We start from the raw sequence: 19,223 nt of genomic DNA on the forward strand, positions 1-19,223 counted from the left end.
GTTCTCTCGAACTTCTCCTTCTTCGCCATTGGTCCTTATCCTCCCTCAGTTCCCATGCCTTACCGAGGACATTGTTTACGGGTTGAACGCTTCCGGCGCCCATCCGACTGTTGGCGCGGTGCTACGCAATAAAACCGATCATTGTTAGACACATTCCCTGTGGAGCTGCTGATGGGACTTGAACCCATGACCTCTTCCTTACCAAGGAAGTGCTCTGCCCCTGAGCTATGTGGGCTTCGTTCCAGCAGACTTTCTACCTTCCTGATGGAGCGGGTGATGGGAATCGAACCCACATCATCAGGTTGGAAACCTGAGGCTTTACCACTAAGCTACACCCGCATCAGCCTTCAGGCGTTGTAGTCGGTGGCTTTAGTTAATGAAAGTCGGAGCGGAGGGATTTGAACCCTCGATCTCCTGCTCCCAAAGCAGGCGCCCTAAACCACTAGGCCACGCTCCGCATCTTTTAATATAACAGCAATCTTTTCCTGTGTCAAAATATTTTAAATATGTTATAATAAAAATGATGAACTTCAAGAAAATCCTTGACCAGTTGAATATTCCTGCTCAGTGTAGAAAATATGAAACTCCTCTTTGGCAATGTCCTCAGACCCTTTTTTTGCTCATGGGAGTACTTATTATTGGAACAGTTACCACTACCTATTCAGTAGGTAGAGTTTTTTTTGAGGATCCGGAAATGATAGCCCTAATTGTCCTTTTATTAACCGCGGTTTTATTTACTATCGCCTTTGTCATTACTAGTTCTTTTGAAAGATTGGCTGAAGCCAATCGAATGAAGTCGGAATTTGTTAAAATTGTTTCCCATCAGTTGCGTTCTCCCATTACTAATTTAAGTTGGGGGATTGATGCTTTAATGTCTGGAGAATTAGGAAGCATTAGAGAAGGACAAGTAGAATATTTAAGAATTCTAAAAGAAAATTCAGGCCGGATGAAAGAATTAGTCGAGGATTTACTTAATGTTTTAAGAATTGAGGAGGGATCTTTACACTTTGGGAAAGAAAAAATTTCTTTAGAAGAAATAATAAAAAACTTAATTTTAAAATTCCAACCTTTTGCTAAAGCTTCAAATGTTAAGATAAAATTTAAATCAACTCCAAGTCTACCAGAAGTTTTTACTGACCTTCACCAAATAAAAAACGTGATGGAGAATCTCTTGGATAATGCTATTCGCTATATTAAAGGAAAAGGAGAAATTGAGATTTATTTAAGGAAAAAGGAAAACGAAATTTTTTTTGAAATCAAAGATAATGGAGTTGGTATTCCTAAAGAAGATCAAAAATATATTTTCCAGAAATTTTTTCGGGCAAAAAACATAAAGAGGTCGGAAATCAAAGGAAGTGGTCTGGGCCTTTTTATTACCAAATCAATTATTGAAAGATTAGGAGGGAAAATTTGGTTTGAATCTAAGGAGAATAAAGGGACAACTTTTTGGTTCACTTTACCAATTAAATAACTGATTAGCTTGTAGCTTATTAGCTTATTAGGAATTTATAACATACTAAAAAGCTAACCGGCTAAGAAGCTAAAAAGCTAAATATATGAAAAAAATATTATTTATTGAAGACGAATTAGCTCTTCACCAAACTTTTGGAAATATTTTAAGAGAGAAGGGTTATGAAATGATTTCGGCCTTTGATGGAGAAGAAGGCCTCAAATTAATAAAAACTGAAAAACCAGATTTAATTCTTTTGGACCTTATTTTACCAAAGATCAATGGTTTTGAGGTTTTAAAGAGATTAAAAGAGGAAAAAGAGATAAAGAAAATCCCGGTTATTATTATAACTAACCTTGAAGATATGGAAAACATAAATAAAGCCCTTGAATTGGGAGCAACAACTTACTTAGTAAAGGCAAGTTATAGCCCAGAAGAAGTATTAGAGAAAATCAAAAAAATCTTAGGAGAACGCTAAAAAATTCATAGTTTAGAATATGAGAATTGAACCAAGACAATTAAAAGCCTTTCTTTTAGATGCTGGTTTGGTGACTAAAGAGCAATTTGAAAAAGCCCTAAAAAAAGCGGAAAAAAATAGACAGAGGGTCGGCGATGTTTTAGTTTCTGAAGGTTTAATTACCCAGGAGGAATTAATCAAGCTCGAGGCCTATATTCTGGGAATTCCCTTTATTGACTTAGAAAAGCAGAAAATCTCACCTGAAATTTTAAAGATTATTCCTGAACCAATTGCCAGATCCCATAATATTGTTGCTTATAGAAAAAAAGGGAAAAAATTAGAAGTAGCCATGCTAGATCCAGAAGATTTAAGGACTATTGAGTTCATTAAAAAGAAGGCCAATCTGAGGATTTTACCAAGACTAACCACCCCAGATTCTATTAAAAATGTTTTGCGTCAATACCAAAAGACTTTGGAGGCTGAATTTGGAGAGATAATAAAAAAAGAGGTTGGGGAAATAATTCCAATAAGAGAAGAAGAGATGGTGGAAGAAAAAGAGGAACTAAAAAAAGTAGCCGAGGAATTACCAGTCATTCGGATTGTTGACACTTTGTTAAAGCACGCCGTTTTACAGAGAGCTTCTGATATTCATATAGAACCAACAGAAAAAGAGGTAATAATTAGATATCGAATTGATGGAATTTTACGTGATGCCATGGTTCTTCCAAAACAGGCCAGTTCAGGAGTTGTAGCCAGAATTAAAGTCCTCTCTCGTCTAAAATTGGATGAACATCGACTCCCCCAAGATGGCCGGTTTAAAATTGAAACTGAGGAATATCGCTATTCTCTTCGAGTTTCCATTCTCCCAGTTTTTAATGGAGAGAAGATTGTCATGAGATTATTACCAGAAAAGGCTAAAGCCTTCACTTTAGAAGGTCTAGGACTGAGGGGGGAAGCCCTAGAAAGAATTCAAACTAATTTAAGAAAACCAGTAGGAATGATTTTGGTTACTGGCCCTACTGGCTGTGGAAAAACCACAACTTTGTATGCCATGATGGAGATTTTAAATACTCCGGCAGTTAATATTTCAACCGTTGAAGACCCAATCGAATATCGAATGCCAAGAATCAATCAGACCCAGGTTAATCCCAAGATAGGTTTGACTTTTGCCTCAGGATTAAGAGCTTTTGTTAGGCAAGATCCAGATATTATTATGGTTGGGGAAATTAGAGATAATGAAACCACTGCCTTAGCTATTAATGCTAGCTTGACCGGACATTCAGTTTTATCAACTTTACATACCACTAATGCTGCTGGCGCCGTTCCTCGATTAATCGATATGAAGGCTGAACCATTTCTGATTTCCTCAACTTTAAATTGCATTTTAGCCCAAAGATTGGTCAGAAGATTTTGTAAAGAAAAAGAAAAATACAATCCATCAGAATCAGAAATAGAAAATTTAAAAAAATATTGCGATTTGGATAGAATTTTGCAAATTTTAAGAGAAGAAAAGCTGATTAAAAAAGATCAAACCTTTAAAGACATTGAATTTTATCGGCCAAAGTCCTCAAAAGAATGCCCAGAAGGTTATAAGGGCCGAATTGGAATCTTTGAAGTTTTACCAGTTACTGAAACTATAAAAGAGTTAATTGTGAAACAGGCTACTTCTGACCAGATTCAGGTCCAGGCCCAGAAAGAAGGGATGAGAACAATGATTGAAGATGGATTTTTAAAGGCTGCCCAGGGAATAACCTCAATCGAGGAAGTGTTAAGAGTTATAATTGAGTAAAAACCCATATCGGAAGAGGGTCGGTCAAGACGCGAGGCTTCTCCGCGAAACCTGCGAAGCGGGTTGAGTCGGAAAGCCCCGTCTGGGAAACCTTTCGGTTTCCCCGTATAGGAAAATATTAAAAACCGAAGGGACGCGAGAGTTCTTAGCTCTGCGGAAACTCCCGTCCTAGGGTTTTTAAAGAGCGAGCCCGAAACCCAAAGGGCGCCAGCCGAAGGCTGGGAGAGGGCGAGCGATCTAAATCTGTAGTACCACTATGCCTAAGTATTTTTATACTGCCAAATCTTTTGGAGGAGAAATGAAATCAGAAGTTTTGGAAGCCGAAGACCTCCATCAATTAGCCAGAACTCTTCGCCAAGAAGGATATATTTTAATTTCGGCAACTTTGGAGGGAAGGGAGGTTAAGGAAAGAAAATTTGAGATCTCCCTTCCTTTTTTTGGAGGAGTTTCTCTGATTGAGAAAATGATGTTTACTAGAAACCTTCGGGTGATGATTGCTGCCGGCGTTTCTTTGCCTCGGGCCTTGGGAACTTTGGCCATACAGTCAAAAAGTAAAAAGTTTAGAGAGGCTTTATTAGATATAGCCGAAGAGATAACTAAAGGGAAGAATTTTTCTGACTCTTTGGCTAAATATCCTGATATTTTTTCTGAACTTTTCTCCAGCATGGTAAAGATAGGGGAAGAGGCAGGAACTTTGGAAGATGTTTTAAAAACTTTAACCGGACAGATGGAAAGGGAGTACGAATTATCATCAAAAGTAAAGGGGGCAATGATCTACCCAGCAGTTATCATTTGCGCAATGATAGGGATTGGAATTTTAATGCTGGTTATGGTTGTCCCGAGATTAGCCGAAACTTTTGAGGAATTGAATGTTGAACTTCCTCCCACCACCCAATTAGTAATTTCTTTAGGTAATTTTTTGGCTGAAAAATGGCCCCTTGCTATTTTAATCGTTTTTGCCACTTTATTTTTATTCAGATTGATTTTAAAGACAAAAGAAGGAAAAAGAATAATCGATACCTTAATTTTAAAAATTCCTATTGTCTCACCCATTATTAGAAAAACTAACTCTGCCTATACAGTCAGAACTTTAAGTTCTCTTATCACCTCAGGAGTGCCGATTGTGAGATCTCTAGAGATTACTTCTGGGGCTTTAGGAAATGTTCATTTTCGAGAGGCAATGGCAGCCTCTGCCATAAAAGTTAGAAAAGGCTCTAAATTATCTAAAGCTTTGAGGCCTTATCAGAATATTTATCCTCCTTTAGTTATTCAGATGATTGAAGTAGGAGAAGAAACCGGCCAAACTTCAGATATATTAGCAAAATTAGCTGATTTTTTTGAAGAAGAGGTTACTAATGCTACTAAAAACTTAACGGCAGTTATTGAGCCAGTTTTAATGCTTCTTATCGGAGCGGTTGTAGGGCTTTTTGCCGTGTCAATGATTCAGCCAATATATTCTATGTTAGGAGCGATAAAGTAATTAAGGAAAAAAATGAAAAATAATTTTGGAGTTACCTTAGTTGAGTTATTGGTAATTATTGGAATTATAATTATTTTAACTCTCATTGCCACTCCAAGCCTTCGCTTCTTTCAAAGAGAATCAGATTTAAATAATAGCACCGAGGAAATTATTAATACTTTAAGATTAGCCCAAAATAAAACCTTAGCTTCTGAGGAAGCTAGTCAATACGGAGTCTACTTTGATAACACTACCTCGTCTCATCAATACACATTATTTAAAGGCACAGATTTCGCCTCCAGAGATAGTTCTTTTGATGAAATTCATAAATTACCAAAGACAGTAGAAATTTATGAAATTAATTTAGGTGGAGAAAATGAGGTAGTTTTTATTCGAGTAACGGGAGAAACCGGGCAATCTGGCAATATTTCTTTAAGATTAAAAACTGATATTACAAAGGCTAAGGCTATCTATATTGAAAGTTCTGGCCAGGTGGGACTAACTGCCTCCTCAGTTCCTCCTAACGGTCGGATAAGAGATTCCAGGCATGTTCATTTTGATTTGGGATGGAGTATTCAAAACTCCACTAATTTAAAATTTTATTTTCCCAATGCTCCCCAAACAGAGATTATAGGCATGGCAGATTATTTCAATGCTGATAAGACAGAATTTGATTGGGAAGGGATATTCTCTGTAGGTGGAAATGATCAAGTATTCCAGGTTCATACCCATTCTCTTGATGCATTTAATACTCTCCTCTGTATTCATCGTGATCGAAACAACGGAAAAAATAACCAAGAAGTAATAATTTATATTGTTGATGGGGGAATAGATAAAGACATTACTCATTATTTAGCCGATATAGCAGATAATGTAGAAAAAGGTTTTCATGTTAACACCATGGAAAAACAATAAAAAAGGAATATCAATCATAGAGATTTTAATAGTTATTGCTATCATTGTCATTGCCTTTGCTAGTCTTTTGGGTGTAGCCACTTTTTCCCTAAGGGTTTCTACTTTAATAAAAGAGACCAATCAGGCTAATGTTTTAGCCCAAGAGACAATTGAAGTAGTCAGAAATTTTCGAGATGGGACAGACTGGAATATCAATGGATTGGGGACCTTAACTGTTGAAAATACTTATCATCTAGAAAAGACAGCTGATATTCCTCCTCAGTGGAATTTGGTTTTAGGTGAAGAGACAATTAATGGTTTTGTTCGAAAAGTTATTTTTTCAGATGTTCAGCGAGATGCTAATGATAATATTGTCGAAACCGGGGGAACAAACGATCCTAATACAAAAAAGGTAACTGCGACTGTTTCTTGGAGAGATAAAAAAGTAGAAATAGTAACCTATCTGACTAATTGGAGATAATGAACGAGCTATTTCAAAAAAATTTTACCCCGCACTTTTCAAATCTTAAAAAGTACCGGTACGGGGATAACAAAATGAAAGAGGTAGGGTTCACCCTAATGGAAATTTTAGTTTATATTGCCGTTCTTTCTATTGTTATCATCGCTATTTCTTCTTTTTTAATCTGGTCTATTCATTCCAATACCAAAGCTAAAGTTATGAGAGAGACTTTAAATAATGCTAGAAGAGTTATGGAAATGATGACTTATGAAATAAAAGAAGCAAAAAGCATTTATATCCCTACTAGTGTTTTTAATTCCCATCCCGGTCAACTTTCTTTAGAAACAGTAAAATATTTGCCAGAAGGAGAAAAAAATACTTATATTGATTTTTATCTTTGTGATACTAAACTCTGTTTTAAAAAGGAATCTCAGGCTTCCTTTGCTTTAACTTCAGATAGTGTGGAAATAGGTAATTTAGTTTTTAGCCGAGTTGTCTCTGGAGAAACCCCTTCTCTTCAGGTTGACCTAAAGATTGATTATAAAAATCCAGCTAATCGACCAGAGTACCAAGCTTCAGTTAATTTAAAGTCTACTGTTTCTTTAAGGAATTATTAAAATGTTAAGTCTAAAAAATAATCAGAAAGGATTTGCCGCCTTTTTTATAACCATTTTAGTTTTAGCGGTGATGTTTGGTATTGCCCTGAGTATTGCCATTTTGACTTTAGGTGAACAGCGAATTTCAGGAAACATTGTTAAATCAAGCCAGGCTTATTATACAGCTGAGGCAGGGATTGAAGATGCTTTATTAAGGCTTGCCAAAGTAAAGCAATGGTCAAGCCCCTATAATTTGAGTGCCGGCAATGGGACGGCGGCAATCGAGATATCAGATATCATTGGCGGCTCGAGAATAATTACTTCTAATGGCGAAGTAAAAAATCGAGAAAGAAAGATTCAAATAGTTTATCAAATTACTAGCGAGGAAGTCTCTTTTCATTACGGTGCTCAGGCTGGGAGAGGAGGAATGGTTATGGAGCCTAATAGCAAGATTATGGGGAATGTCTTTTCAAATGGCACTGTTGTTTGTCCCGATCCAACTGGCCGAGCTTTTATTACTAATAATCTTATTGTTGCCCGGAATGGACAAAAAATCGAGAGATTAGAAATTGGCGATCCTGATCCGGCTACTCCAATTGATAAAGCCCAAGCTCATACTTGTGTTGGTTGCCTAATCCACGGAATTCTTTACTATGTTTCAGAAGGTGGTGGCAGTGCTGGCGATTGTATTGTTGATGAAGAAATAAAGGTTCTTCCTAATGAAATCGAAGAAGAAAATTTACCTATTTCTGATGAACAAATTCAAAACTGGAAAAATGATGCTAGCCGTAATAATGATCCAGCTTGTATTTATACTGGAGACTATACGATTCCTGGCGGGGTGACAGAATCCCTTGGCCCTTTGAGAATTGAAGGGAATTTGACTCTCGGTAACAGTGCAATCTTAATAATGGTTGCCACAATCCACGTAACTGGTAATATTACTATTAATCCCAATGCTATCATTGAACTTGATCCAGACTATGAGTCACTAAGTGGTCTAATTCTCGCTGATGGAAAAATTATTGTTGAGAATAATGCAATTCTCCGTGGTTCTGGTCAGCCAGAGAGTTATATAATGCTTCTTTCCACCGATTCTTCTTTAGACGAAGCTAATCCCGCTATTTATGTAAAGAACTCGGCTGAAGGGGCGATTTTCTATACAACTCAAGGTATAATGCGATTAAGGAATAATATGAAAATTAGAGAAGCTACCGGATATAAAGTTTATCTTGATAATAATGCAGAGATTGAATATGAATCCGGTTTGGAAAAGACTAATTTTAGCAGTGGTCCTGGAGGTACTTGGACAGTAGTAAGTTGGAGAGAGATAGAGTAGAGTCCCTAGAGATCTGAAACTATAAACGTGGCTTAGAGCCACTTTTTGTTCTTATTTTTTTAATGATATAATTTAATTAGTAAATGTTTGAATTTTTTACTTTAAAACCAGAAGCCTTTGGGCTAGACATTTCTGATTTATCTTTAAAGATTATCAAGCTCAAAAAAAAGAGGGGAGTTTTAAATTTGGTCTCTTTCGGGGAGTTTCCGATAAAACCAGGCGTAATTGAGGGAGGAGAAATTAAAAATGGGGAGGCTTTGGTGGAGATTATAAAAGAAGCAATTTCCAAGAACAAAAGGAAATTAAAAACAAATTATGTTATTGCTTCTTTGCCCGAGGAAAAAGCCTTTTTGCAGGTGATTCAATTTCCAATAATGAAAGAAGAGGAATTGAAAAAAGCTATTTACTTTGAAGCAGAGAATTATGTTCCCTTGCCAATCAAAGAGGTTTATTTAGATTCCCAAATAGTTAAGCCCCTTTATAATCATTTAGATCACATTGACGTCTTTATTGCCGCCCTACCAAAAAAAACAATTGATCCTTATGTACCTTGTCTTAAAAAAGCTGGGCTTATTCCCAGGGTTCTTGAAATTGAATCTTTAGCTATTATTAGAGCTCTAATAAAAAATGAGGTATCACCTTTTCCTGTTTTAATAATTGACCTTGGGGCAACCAGAACTAGTTTTATTATTTTTTCAGGTTACTCTTTAAGATTTACAAGCTCTATTCCCATTTCTTCACAGAATTTAACCCAAGCTATTTCCAGAAGCCTGAAAGTTGATTTGAAAAAAGCTGAAGAATTAAAAATAAAGTATGGATTACAAGAAAGGTATCGGTTAAAAATTGAAAATGGTACAAAAAAAGAAGCAGAAAGAGGAGAAATTTTTGAGGCGATGGCCCCGGCCTTAACCAGTTTAGTTGAAGAAATTAAAAAATATTTAAGCTTTTATCGGTCTCATGCTTCCCATGAACATTTGCCTCCCGACGGAAAAAGAGTGGAAAAAATTCTTCTTTGTGGAGGAGGCGCTAACCTTAAAGGGCTTTCTGATTTTCTTTCCCTGGAACTAAAAATTCCCGTTGAACTAAGTAATCCCTGGATAAATATTTTACCAGAACCCCTCAAGGAAGTACCGGGATTACCTTTTAAAAAATCTCTTAGTTATACTACTGCTTTAGGTTTAGCATTAAGAGGGATAGAAAACTATGATTAATCTTTTGCCACCAAAGGAAAAAACGGATTTAATCCAGGAAGAAAACTGGAAACTAGTTTTAATTTTAGGAATTTTAGTTTTAATTTCTCTTTTTTGTTTAGCCTCAATTCTATTTGCAATTAAAATTAATATTTCTGGAAAAGTTGAATTTCAAAAAACTCTAGTAGATCGAGAAGAAAAGAAATTTAAAACTTTTGAAATCGAAGCTCTTCGAGAAAAGATTACTTCAGCTAATCAGGATCTCTCAAAATTAAATTCTTTTTACCAGAGTCAAACCAATTTAACTGAAATTTTGGAAAAAATTTCTGGAGTTTTTCCTGAAGGAATGTATTTAAACTCTCTTTCTTATCAAAAAGAAACTTCCCAAATTTCTCTTTCCGGATTTGCCCAAAACAGAGAGACCCTGTTCGATTTTAAGAAAAATCTTGAAAAGGAGAAAAGGGTTAGTGAAATTTATTTTCCACCTCAAAACTGGGTTAAACCAACAGAAATTGATTTTCAGGTAAATTTCAAAATTACAAGTAGCTTATGACCTCCGTTTCACTACGGTCACCCATTTCTAGTGGGGCTAAAAAAAGTAATTAGATTATTTAATGAAATTGGAGCCCAAGAGAAAAATTTATCTATCTTTAGCAATTTTTGGAATAATAACTATTTTATTAATTGTTTTAATAATTTACCCCTTTTTTGAAGAGATTAAAAAAAACTCTAAAGAGTTAATTTCCCAAAAAAAGAGGCAAATTTCACTTCAAGAAGAAATAAAAAGCTTCAAAGAAATAGAATCTCTTTATAAAACTTATCAATCAAATATAGAAAAAATTGACGATCTCTTTGCCGAGCCAGAAGCCCCAATTGAATTTATTAATTTCTTAGAAAAAAATGCCGAGAAATCTCAACTCTCAATTGAAATTTCCCCAATGGCTGAAAAAGAAACAGGGCCTTGGCCTAGTCTTTTTTTTCAAATCTCAACTATTGGTTCTTTTTCTAATTTCTTAAAATTTTTAGAGAAATTAGAAACCGGCCCTTATTTAATTGAGATTTCAAATTTGAATGTAAGAAAAATAACCGAGAAAGAACTACGAGTAAAGAGATTCGAAACTTTCTCCCTTAGCGATACTAACGCTCTGTTTTTAATAAAAGTTCTTACTAAATAAGCAAAATGAAATTATTTTCACAAATAAAACTCAAAAAAATCAAAGAATTCTTTAAAAAAATTCCAGAGATTATTAAAGAGCATATTTTTTTAAGTTTTTTTGTCCTCTTTTTTTTGGTTTTAATTTCTGGCGGTTTTATTTTTTATAAATATAGTTTTTTGGCAGAAAAAGTAAAACCTCAGGTTACCGAGGAACCCCTTAGGTTTGAAGAAAGCCTTTTCAGGGATATCTTGAAAGAGTGGGAAAGTCGGGAAAAAAGATTTAAAGGAACTGAAGAAAAAGAATATTCTAATCCATTTCTGATACCTGCTCCAGTTGAAGAGTTAGTTGACTGAATAGATAAATTTTTCTATAATAGTAAGGCATAAAAGCCCTCGTAGCTTAATTGGATAAAGCAGGACCCTTCTAAGGTCAAGAGTGCAGGTTCAACTCCTGCCGAGGGCACTTATGGTGGCTATAGTGTAATGGTTAGCACTGGAACCTGTGGAGTTCCCGGAGGCGGTTCGAATCCGCTTAGCCACCTGCCGTTAGTAGCCCCGAGAGTTTTTCTCGGGGTTTTGGTTTGCGGGCGAGTAGGGTATAATAAAGAAAGGAGATATGACTACAAAAACAAAAATCTTAATTGGGATTTTAGTAGTTATTAATATTTTGATCTTTGGAAATTTAATATATTGGATTGTTATTCCACCACCTCCACCCCTTCCTCGTGCGCAAGATGCACGCGCAATCGCTGATATGAGCCAAATGAAAGTTAAAGCCGAAATGGTTTATGAGGAAGAAAGAAACTATACTAGTCTCGATTGTGACCACGACGAGGATATGAGAATGTTGTGCAACGATATTGAAAAACAAGTAGGCGTTAAACCAACTATCCATCAATCTGAAAAAGAATACTGTGCTTATGTTAAGTTGAATAAGGGAGAATATTTTTGTATAGATAGTGCTGGAACCATTGAAGAAACTATCATAAATCCTGGTAAAATAAACTACTGTGATGGTACGACTTTTATCTGCCTAAGAAAACAAGAACCAGAAAATGAAACTGCTGATTGGAAGACTTATAGGAATGAATTATGGGGTTACGAGATTAGGTATCCTGAGAAATTTTATTTAATAGAGGATAAACGCTTCAGTATTAGAATTAGTAATGTGTCAGATCCATGGCCTCAAGATCTAGGTCCCCACGAAAAAGCTACTATAGATATTTACCGTTTTCCAAATGAAGAAAATCATTCTTTGGACTATCTTCTTTCTCATCAAGTCGATTTTATAGGAGGCAAAAAAATTATAATAGGAAAAGAAACCGCAGTAAGAAAAATTAACGAAGAATTCCCTGGGATATTTACATATTTTGTGCAAGACGATGGTTATATCTATGTGTTGCGTGGAGCAAGTAGCACTGAGGAGAATTTTGCCCAATACCGTGAATTAATTGAGAAAATCGAGGATACTTTTAGATTTTTATACTAAACAGGTTCTAACATCGTCCACTACCCGCCGCCCGCCCCCCGAGAGTTTTTCTCGGGGGTTTATTGTGCTATGATAGAAGAATATGAAAAGAGAAAATAATCAAATATTAAAGATAGTTAAAAAACCAGAAAGCATCTTTTTGTTATTATTAGTGACCCTGGGTTTGTTACCACAATTAGCTTTAGCGGATATTATTTTAATTCCAAATGACATATGGCCCCAGTTTCATATTCTTATCTTATTTTTAGCCATTGATATAATATTCAATTTTTTTGTAGCAGCTAAATTTTTCTCATTATTTGGGGAAAATATTTCAGCTAAAAGAACTTCTATTTATTTTATTGCTATTCTCATTATCACACTAAGTGGCATAGTAATTAATTGGTTTGTAGGCCCAATAATTGGATGGAGAACGGGGGTTTTTGGGCGTGATTACATTATTAATCTTATAAGGAGAGCAGTTATGTCTGTTGGACAAATTATCCTCTTCCCACTTGTGTTTCCTTTATTCAAACTCAGTAATAAGAAAACCGCTTTCAAGGTAGGCTTAGCTACCGTAATTATTGGATTTCTAGTGGGTTGTGTGATAGCAGTCTTTTATATCGGCCCAGGAATAACGCCAATAATGGGGCTATAATCTTACATAATTTCTAATAATTCCTTCATTTGCCCTAAAATCACCTCAGGATATTCGTATATTTTCATCCATCTCAAGGAGAGAAAATCGTCCCACCCGGGGAGCCGTCACCCCGAGAGTTTTTCTCGGGGTTTTGGTTTGCGGGCGAGTAGGGTATAATTAAACAATATGAACTTCCTAAAACCAGACTGGAGAAAGATTGTGATATTTGTAATTTTATTTTTTATCAGTATTTTACTCCAACCTGTTGAACCTCAGCCTTCTTTAATGAGCTATGTTGTATTTGGTTTAATTCCTTCATATCTCCTTTCCTGTCTCACAATCTGGATTTACGACAAAATCACGAAGAAACCTTAATCAAACAGGTTCGAACATCGTCCACTAGGGGACCAATCGAAAAAAGAATCGCCAAGAAGGCGGTTTTTTGGTAGAATAGGATAATATGGAACAGGCTAGACTACCGATAAAAACAAAGATTGCCGCCTGGTGGATGATGGCAATCGGAGGACTAGGTTCAGTTGTATCTATAAGGACGGCAATAATGGGAAGACTTGGAGGCGTATTGATATTACCTAGCTTATTTTTCCTTCTTCTCCCCGGCTTTTTTCTTTTGCAAAGAAAAAAATGGGCTTGGACCTATGCTACTATAATACTTTTTATAGGAATAGCAATATTTACTTACGTTGTTATTGATAATTTTTTGTTTTTCGGTTTTGAGTCAGACTTTCTTTTTTTTATTTTTCCGCTTGTTATCCTTTTACCTTCCTTTATTCTCTTACTTCTTGACCGCAAGAATTATTGGGAAACTGCTGTTCCGTCAATGGTTGGATATGAACCAATCATTAAAATAACGAAGGCTGTAGAAAAAGGCCAGCTATCAACAGGAAGAAGAATTGCTGGTTGGATAATGGTAGTTTTTGGAGGGTGCGGAATACTAGGTGGTTTAGGAGCGCTCTTTTTTGCATTTCTAGGATCGTGGCATGTTGCGGGAGCGGGGGTAGGCATCTTCGTCCTCTCCTTATTGATTATAGGATTTATATTAGTTTTTATAGGGTCATTACTTTTTATTTGTGGCCTCCTTCTTTTAAGAAGAAAAATATGAGCTTGGCGAATTTCAACCCTTCCTTTTTTATTTAAACCCCCACCAAACAGGTTCTAACATCGTCCACTAGGGGACCCCCTTTTAATTTCGCTCAGGATAGGCTACTACCCGAGAGGTTAAGGACCCGCTTATGGAAGGGTGATCGGGAGGATTGTAGTCTCGGACTTTTGTTTTGTAGATAATTAAGTTATAATAAAACAATATGAATCTTCTAAAGGACCAACGAACTGACTGGAAACTTCTTTTAGTTGTGGCTGTTTTAGCCACTATTGTTGGGGGATGGACCTTGTGGTTGTCAGTCTCAATTTAAACTCCGGATAATTGCTGGTATAATATTCAAGACTTAGAACCTGTTTACCAAATAGGTTCTTTGCCTTCATTTCCTCCCCCGCTAAAGCTTCAAAGAACAAGAGAACTTTGGCGAATAAAGTAATATCGTTCAGTCAAAAATAAAAATAGCTCGCTAGCGAGCTATTTTAAAAACTAAAGTTTTTAAAAAGAAATCTTATTTTTTCTCTCCGAGTTTTATTTTTAATATTATTTCTTTCCCTTCTCTTAAAATTTTTAAAGAAACCTCATCACCAATTTCGTGTTGTTGTAAAATATCAGCCAAGGTATTTTCTTCACTGATTTTTTTTCCATCACATTCTAAAATTATATCATATTCTTTCAGGCCTGCCCTATCAGCCGCTGACCCTTTAATCACTGGACTTTCTCCTAAACTTTCTCTAACAATTAATGCTCCATAATCTACTGGAAGTTTATTTGTTTTTGCTATTACCTTGTTTAAAATAAAATATCTCACTCCTAAAAATGGTCTTTTTATTTTTCCGTATTTCATCACCTCGTCCAAACTTCTTTTTGCATAATTTATAGGTATGGCGAAACCAATATTTTGAGCTCCCATTACCATTACCGTATTGATTCCAATTACTTCCCCTTCCATATTCACCAAAGGTCCTCCAGAATTCCCGGGATTAATTGCGGCATCAGTTTGAATTAGACCCCTTAAACTAGTTGCTTTAAAGGGTATTCTCCCATAGGCAGTAATCTTCCTGCTTAATCCCGAGACAATTCCAGCTGAGATTGTGTCTTCAAATTCTCCTAATGGATTTCCAACTGCTATTACCGTTTCTCCCAATTCAATTTTCTTTGAATCACCCAATTCTAGATGGGAGAGATTTTTAGCGTTTATTTTTAAAACAGCTACATCAACTAAGGGATCCTTAGCTAAAATCTTTGCTGAATATTTTTTTGTAGGTCCTACAATTACTGTATAATCTGCTTCCGGATCTCCAACCACATGACTGCAAGTTATAACGTAACCATCTGGAGAAACTATAAACCCTGAACCTCCACCAATTTTAGTTCTCTCTTTTTTACCTTTTTCAACTCGAGGGATAATAAATCGTTGGTTACCAAATGGGAAGAGGTAAAAACTCTCAATTTTTGGCAGGTCTTTAGAAATAATAATAGTAATTACTGCTGGACAGACTTTTTTTGCCGCTTCAATTATTGGTGATTTTTCTGGCATATAATATATTTTAGCACAAAAGACCTTGTCAAGAAAAGGAAAAGTTGATAAAATGATTTCGATTGCCCCTGTAGCTCAATGGATAGAGTAAGAGTTTCCTAAACTCTAGATATAGGTTCAACTCCTATCAGGGGCACGGGCCCATGGCGCAGTTGGTAGCGCGCATGTATGGCATACATGAGGTCGCGAGTTCAAATCTCGCTGGGTCCACCACGTCAGGCATAGCCCATTGTTTTATGAAAATATTAGTTACCGGAGCAACTGGTTTTCTCGGTCACCATCTTACTAAAAGGCTGGTAAAGGATGGTTTTAATGTTAGGATTTTTAAAGAAAAATCAGCCCCAATGGATTTACTTGAAGGTTTAAAATTAGAAGTGGTAGAAGGTGACATTAGAGATTTTGAAGCGGTTAAAAGAGCAGTTAAAGAGTGTGAAGTTGTTTTCCATTTAGCAGGATTGATTTCTTATTGGGATAGATTAAATTCTCTTCAGTATCAAATAAATGTCGATGGTACTCGTAATATAGTTTTAGCCTGCCTCAAAGAGGGAGTTTCCCGTCTAATTCACACCAGTTCAACGGTAGCAGTTGGGATTGAGCCTGGAGGAAAACTGGCCAATGAGGAAACGAGTTTTAATCTCTGGGATCTCGGTGTAAGCTATTGCAACACCAAATATTTAGGAGAAAGGGAGGTTTATAAAGGAATAGATAAAGGATTAGATGCGGTAATTATTTGCCCAGCCTCAATGTACGGTCCTGGAGATATAAGAAGAATTAAGGAAGATCCAATTTATCCTAGAGGAATCTTTAGTTTATTTTATATAAAAGGAGGATTAGCAACTGTTGATGTTGAGGATGTGGTTGAAGGTGAAATTTTGGCCTGGAAAAAAGGAAAATCAGGTCAAAGATATTTATTAGTGGGGGAAAACCTGAGCTTTTTTGAAATTAGGAAAACAATTTCTGAAGTTTTAGGAAAAAGGCCACCTAGAATTCGTCTTCCCTACCCAATTTTTTTAACAATTGCCCATATCTCAAATTGGTTATCTTTTTTAACTAAAAGAAAACCAAAGATTACTCCGGCCAGGGCTCGTTTCAATAAAATTTATTTTTATTTTTCAGCAAAAAAAGCCAAAAAAGAACTGGGAATAAAATTTAGACCCTTTCGGGAATCAATTGAGAGGGCAGTGGATTGGTATAAAAAACACGGCTATTTGTAGAATATTTTCAAAAGGTGGGTTGGCAGAATGGTAATGCGCTGGCTTCGAAAACCAGTGGGGTTTAATCCTTTGTAGGTTCGAATCCTACACCCACCGCAGTTTTATGTTTAATTTTTTTAAAAAAAGAAAAAAAGAGCCAAAAAATTTCAAAGAGATTTTAGTTTATCTCAAGGATTTAGAAAAGAATTTTGAGAAGCTTTCTGAAGAATTAGAAAAATTGAAAAAAGAAAGCGAATTTTCTTTACAAAAAGTAGGAATAGTAAGATTTAATCCTTTCTCTGGAGTTGGTGGTGATCAGAGTTTCTCTGTGGCTTTACTTGATAAAAGTAATACCGGAGTGGTTGTCACCAGTATTTATGGTCGGGAAGGAAACCGAGTTTATGCTAAATCCATTGAAAAAGGCAATTCCCAACATCCTCTTTCTGACGAGGAAAAAGAGGCTATAGAAAGAGCGATAAAAAGTTAATAAAAATGAGGAGTCAGATAATAAAGATTAACAATCTATTTTTTATGGCTAAAAAAAAGGAAAATTTAACCCGCCTGCCAGTATCTTCGATGCAAGCCGATGACGGACAGGTGTCTCGAGCTCCGGTGGTGGTAGTTTTAGGACATATTGATCATGGCAAGACAAGTTTACTTGACCGGATAAGGAAAACCCATATAGCTGAAAAAGAATCAGGCGGCATTACTCAACATGTTGGAGCCTATGAAATTGAGTACCAAGATAAAAAGATTACCTTTATTGATACCCCTGGTCATGAGGCTTTTTCGGCTATGAGATCTCGAGGAGCTAAAGTAGCTGATATCTCAATTTTAGTAATTGATGGTTGTAAGGGGGTAAAAGCTCAGACCAAAGAGGCTATTTCTCATATAAAAAAATCTCAAATTCTAATGATTGTAGCTATAAATAAAATAGATAAGCCTGAAGCTGATCCAGGAAAAGTTAAAAGAGAATTAGCAAAAGAAAATATTTTAGTTGAATCAATGGGAGGAAAAATCCCTTCGGTTGAGGTTTCAGCTAAAACTGGAAAAGGAGTCAAAGACCTTCTGGAATTAATATCGCTATTAGCTGAAATGGAAAATCTCAAAGGAGATATCTCAAAACCGGCCGAGGGAGTAGTAATCGAGTCTTATTTAGATGATTTGCGAGGCCCAACCGCTACTTTACTTTTAAGAGACGGAGTTTTAAAAATTAGTGATATTGTTGGAACTTTTTCAACTTTTGGTAAAACTAGGATTTTAGAAAATTTCCAAGGCCAGCCAATCAAAACTGCTCTACCTTCAATGCCAGTTATTTTGCTCGGTTTTGAAAATGTCCCCCTGGTTGGAGAAAAATTTAGGGTTTTTGATGAAATTCAGTCAGCTAAAGATTATCTTCAGAAACCGGAAAAGAGAAAAGCTGGAAGGGTATTTTTTATTGAACCTGGTAAAAAAGTTTTAAATTTAATTTTGAAAACTGATGTTTTAGGATCGATTGAGGCGATCGAGGAAGTTTTAAAAAATCTTCCTCAAGAAAATGTTATTCTAAGGATTTTAAAAGCTGAAGCTGGAGATATCAACGAGTCTGATGTTAAGTTAGCTAAATCAGCCAGGGCAAAGATTTTAGGTTTTCGGGTAAAAACAAATCCGATTGCTCAAAATTTAGCTGAAAGAGAAAGAATTAAAATAATGGGGTTTGATATAATTTACGATTTAGTCCAGGGAATCCGTCAGGTCATGGAACGTTTAATTAAACCAGAATTAGTAAGAGAAAACTTAGGAAAAGTAAAAATTTTAGTAATTTTTCGGACTGAAAAAAATCGCCAGATTGTAGGTGGAAAAGTTATTGAGGGAGAAGTCAAGAAGGGAGTTTTAATTGAAATCTTTAGACCCGCTTCGCCCGCAAAGCGAGGCGAGAAAGAAGAAAAAATTGGCCAGGGCAAGTTGATTTCTCTTCAAAAAAATAAAAGAGATATTGAAAGGGCTATTAAAGGAGAGGAATGTGGGATATTATATGAGGGGCCAGAAAAAATTGAGGAAGGTGATGTTTTGCTAATATATATTGAGGAAAAGAGAAAAAGAGAGCTGTAAAGTTTAAATTTTCTTCACTTTTTTGTCCAAACGCATCCAAAAAGTTAATGAACTCCTAAAAAGGGAATTAAGCCAGATCCTTCTCAGGGAAGCTGAGTTCCCTCAAAATACTTTAGTTACCATAACTCGAGTTGAGGCTTCAGTTGACTTAAGAGAGGCTAAGGTATTCTTTAGTGTAATACCAGAAAGCCAGATTAAAGAAATTTTACAAATTTTAAATCGAGAAATTTACAAATTTCAGCAAAAAATTAACAAAAGATTGAAAATGAGACCGGTTCCTAAAATAAAATTCTTTAAAGAAATAAAAACCAGTGAAGCAGCTAGGGTTGAGGAAATTTTAGAAAAAATAAAAAAATTTGAAAAAAAAATTTAAATTGATAGAATAAA

General features: G+C 35.7%; 21 protein-coding genes and 7 tRNA genes. 25 read left to right on the forward strand and 3 right to left on the reverse strand.

Translation table 11 applies throughout. From position 1 onward, the window contains the following. Positions 1-265: 265 nt before the first annotated feature. Both KJA15_01715 and KJA15_01720 read right to left on the reverse strand, forming a co-directional pair. Positions 266-339 (reverse strand) — tRNA-Gly (locus tag KJA15_01715). Between the two features lie 44 nt (positions 340-383). After that, positions 384-457: transfer RNA gene (locus KJA15_01720), tRNA-Pro, on the reverse strand. Between the two features lie 63 nt (positions 458-520). Between KJA15_01720 and KJA15_01725 the strand changes: the two genes are divergently transcribed. The 18 genes from KJA15_01725 (at position 521) to KJA15_01810 (ending at position 14,018) form a co-directional block, all read left to right on the forward strand. Then, positions 521-1,471, forward strand: coding sequence for a HAMP domain-containing histidine kinase (locus KJA15_01725; GenBank protein MBZ9572040.1), 951 nt, complete (start codon positions 521-523; stop codon positions 1,469-1,471). Positions 1,472-1,556: 85 nt separating this feature from the next. Next, a complete protein-coding gene (locus KJA15_01730) occupies positions 1,557-1,928 on the forward strand; it encodes a response regulator (GenBank protein MBZ9572041.1) in 372 nt (123 codons plus the stop codon). 19 nt (positions 1,929-1,947) lie between these two features. After that, the gene (gene tadA / locus KJA15_01735) at positions 1,948-3,696 is read left to right on the forward strand and encodes a Flp pilus assembly complex ATPase component TadA (protein MBZ9572042.1); all 1,749 of its coding nucleotides are present in this window, start codon (positions 1,948-1,950) and stop codon (positions 3,694-3,696) included. Positions 3,697-3,952: 256 nt separating this feature from the next. After that, the gene (locus KJA15_01740) at positions 3,953-5,176 is read left to right on the forward strand and encodes a type II secretion system F family protein (GenBank protein MBZ9572043.1); all 1,224 of its coding nucleotides are present in this window, start codon (positions 3,953-3,955) and stop codon (positions 5,174-5,176) included. 12 nt (positions 5,177-5,188) lie between these two features. After that, positions 5,189-6,070 carry a hypothetical protein gene (locus KJA15_01745; protein ID MBZ9572044.1) on the forward strand — a complete coding sequence of 294 codons (882 nt, stop codon included), beginning with the start codon at positions 5,189-5,191 and terminating at the stop codon, positions 6,068-6,070. Continuing rightward, positions 6,045-6,530 (forward strand): prepilin-type N-terminal cleavage/methylation domain-containing protein, encoded by a 486-nt coding sequence (locus KJA15_01750; protein MBZ9572045.1) that lies wholly within the window; start codon positions 6,045-6,047, stop codon positions 6,528-6,530. Before KJA15_01745 ends, KJA15_01750 begins: the two co-directional genes overlap by 26 nt. Positions 6,531-6,604: 74 nt before the next feature. Next, a complete protein-coding gene (locus tag KJA15_01755; GenBank protein ID MBZ9572046.1) occupies positions 6,605-7,126 on the forward strand; it encodes a type II secretion system protein in 522 nt (173 codons plus the stop codon). A 1-nt stretch (position 7,127) separates the two neighbouring features. Further along, entirely contained in the window at positions 7,128-8,444 is a 1,317-nt protein-coding gene (locus tag KJA15_01760; GenBank protein ID MBZ9572047.1) for a pilus assembly PilX N-terminal domain-containing protein, read from the forward strand. Between the two features lie 83 nt (positions 8,445-8,527). Further along, complete coding sequence (gene pilM, locus KJA15_01765) at positions 8,528-9,655, forward strand: type IV pilus assembly protein PilM (protein ID MBZ9572048.1); 1,128 nt, start codon at positions 8,528-8,530, stop codon at positions 9,653-9,655. Then, positions 9,648-10,187 (forward strand): PilN domain-containing protein, encoded by a 540-nt coding sequence (locus KJA15_01770; protein ID MBZ9572049.1) that lies wholly within the window; start codon positions 9,648-9,650, stop codon positions 10,185-10,187. The genes pilM and KJA15_01770 overlap by 8 nt, the downstream gene beginning before the upstream one ends. Positions 10,188-10,248: 61 nt before the next feature. Next, on the forward strand, positions 10,249-10,809 hold the full coding sequence (locus KJA15_01775; GenBank protein ID MBZ9572050.1) for a hypothetical protein: 561 nt from the start codon (positions 10,249-10,251) through the stop codon (positions 10,807-10,809). A 5-nt stretch (positions 10,810-10,814) separates the two neighbouring features. Then, positions 10,815-11,144, forward strand: coding sequence for a hypothetical protein (locus KJA15_01780; protein ID MBZ9572051.1), 330 nt, complete (start codon positions 10,815-10,817; stop codon positions 11,142-11,144). Positions 11,145-11,179: 35 nt separating this feature from the next. Next, a tRNA-Arg gene (locus KJA15_01785) sits at positions 11,180-11,253 on the forward strand. A 6-nt stretch (positions 11,254-11,259) separates the two neighbouring features. Beyond that, positions 11,260-11,331, forward strand: a tRNA-His gene (locus tag KJA15_01790). Between the two features lie 75 nt (positions 11,332-11,406). Then, positions 11,407-12,279 (forward strand): hypothetical protein, encoded by an 873-nt coding sequence (locus KJA15_01795; GenBank protein MBZ9572052.1) that lies wholly within the window; start codon positions 11,407-11,409, stop codon positions 12,277-12,279. Positions 12,280-12,361: 82 nt separating this feature from the next. Beyond that, a complete protein-coding gene (locus tag KJA15_01800; GenBank protein MBZ9572053.1) occupies positions 12,362-12,916 on the forward strand; it encodes a hypothetical protein in 555 nt (184 codons plus the stop codon). Between the two features lie 168 nt (positions 12,917-13,084). Then, positions 13,085-13,273, forward strand: coding sequence for a hypothetical protein (locus KJA15_01805; protein ID MBZ9572054.1), 189 nt, complete (start codon positions 13,085-13,087; stop codon positions 13,271-13,273). An 85-nt stretch (positions 13,274-13,358) separates the two neighbouring features. Beyond that, positions 13,359-14,018 carry a hypothetical protein gene (locus KJA15_01810; protein MBZ9572055.1) on the forward strand — a complete coding sequence of 220 codons (660 nt, stop codon included), beginning with the start codon at positions 13,359-13,361 and terminating at the stop codon, positions 14,016-14,018. A gap of 505 nt (positions 14,019-14,523) precedes the next feature. On the opposite strand, the gene KJA15_01815 is transcribed toward KJA15_01810, so the two are convergent. Continuing rightward, complete coding sequence (locus KJA15_01815) at positions 14,524-15,552, reverse strand: trypsin-like peptidase domain-containing protein (GenBank protein ID MBZ9572056.1); 1,029 nt, start codon at positions 15,550-15,552, stop codon at positions 14,524-14,526. A 64-nt stretch (positions 15,553-15,616) separates the two neighbouring features. Between KJA15_01815 and KJA15_01820 the strand changes: the two genes are divergently transcribed. From KJA15_01820 to rbfA, 7 genes are all read left to right on the forward strand, one after another. Then, positions 15,617-15,688: transfer RNA gene (locus KJA15_01820), tRNA-Arg, on the forward strand. A gap of 1 nt (position 15,689) precedes the next feature. Continuing rightward, a tRNA-Ala gene (locus KJA15_01825) sits at positions 15,690-15,765 on the forward strand. Positions 15,766-15,788: 23 nt separating this feature from the next. Continuing rightward, the gene (locus KJA15_01830; protein ID MBZ9572057.1) at positions 15,789-16,766 is read left to right on the forward strand and encodes an SDR family oxidoreductase; all 978 of its coding nucleotides are present in this window, start codon (positions 15,789-15,791) and stop codon (positions 16,764-16,766) included. 13 nt (positions 16,767-16,779) lie between these two features. Beyond that, positions 16,780-16,862, forward strand: a tRNA-Ser gene (locus KJA15_01835). A 7-nt stretch (positions 16,863-16,869) separates the two neighbouring features. Further along, a complete protein-coding gene (locus KJA15_01840) occupies positions 16,870-17,232 on the forward strand; it encodes a DUF4446 family protein (GenBank protein ID MBZ9572058.1) in 363 nt (120 codons plus the stop codon). A gap of 44 nt (positions 17,233-17,276) precedes the next feature. Further along, positions 17,277-18,836, forward strand: a complete 1,560-nt coding sequence (gene infB / locus KJA15_01845) for a translation initiation factor IF-2 (protein ID MBZ9572059.1) — start codon at positions 17,277-17,279, stop codon at positions 18,834-18,836. 22 nt (positions 18,837-18,858) lie between these two features. Then, positions 18,859-19,209, forward strand: coding sequence for a 30S ribosome-binding factor RbfA (gene rbfA, locus KJA15_01850; GenBank protein MBZ9572060.1), 351 nt, complete (start codon positions 18,859-18,861; stop codon positions 19,207-19,209). Positions 19,210-19,223: the final 14 nt, after the last annotated feature.

This window comes from Patescibacteria group bacterium, assembly GCA_020148145.1.
In the GTDB taxonomy this organism is placed as follows: domain Bacteria; phylum Patescibacteriota; class Minisyncoccia; order Minisyncoccales; family JAHCRE01; genus JAHCRE01.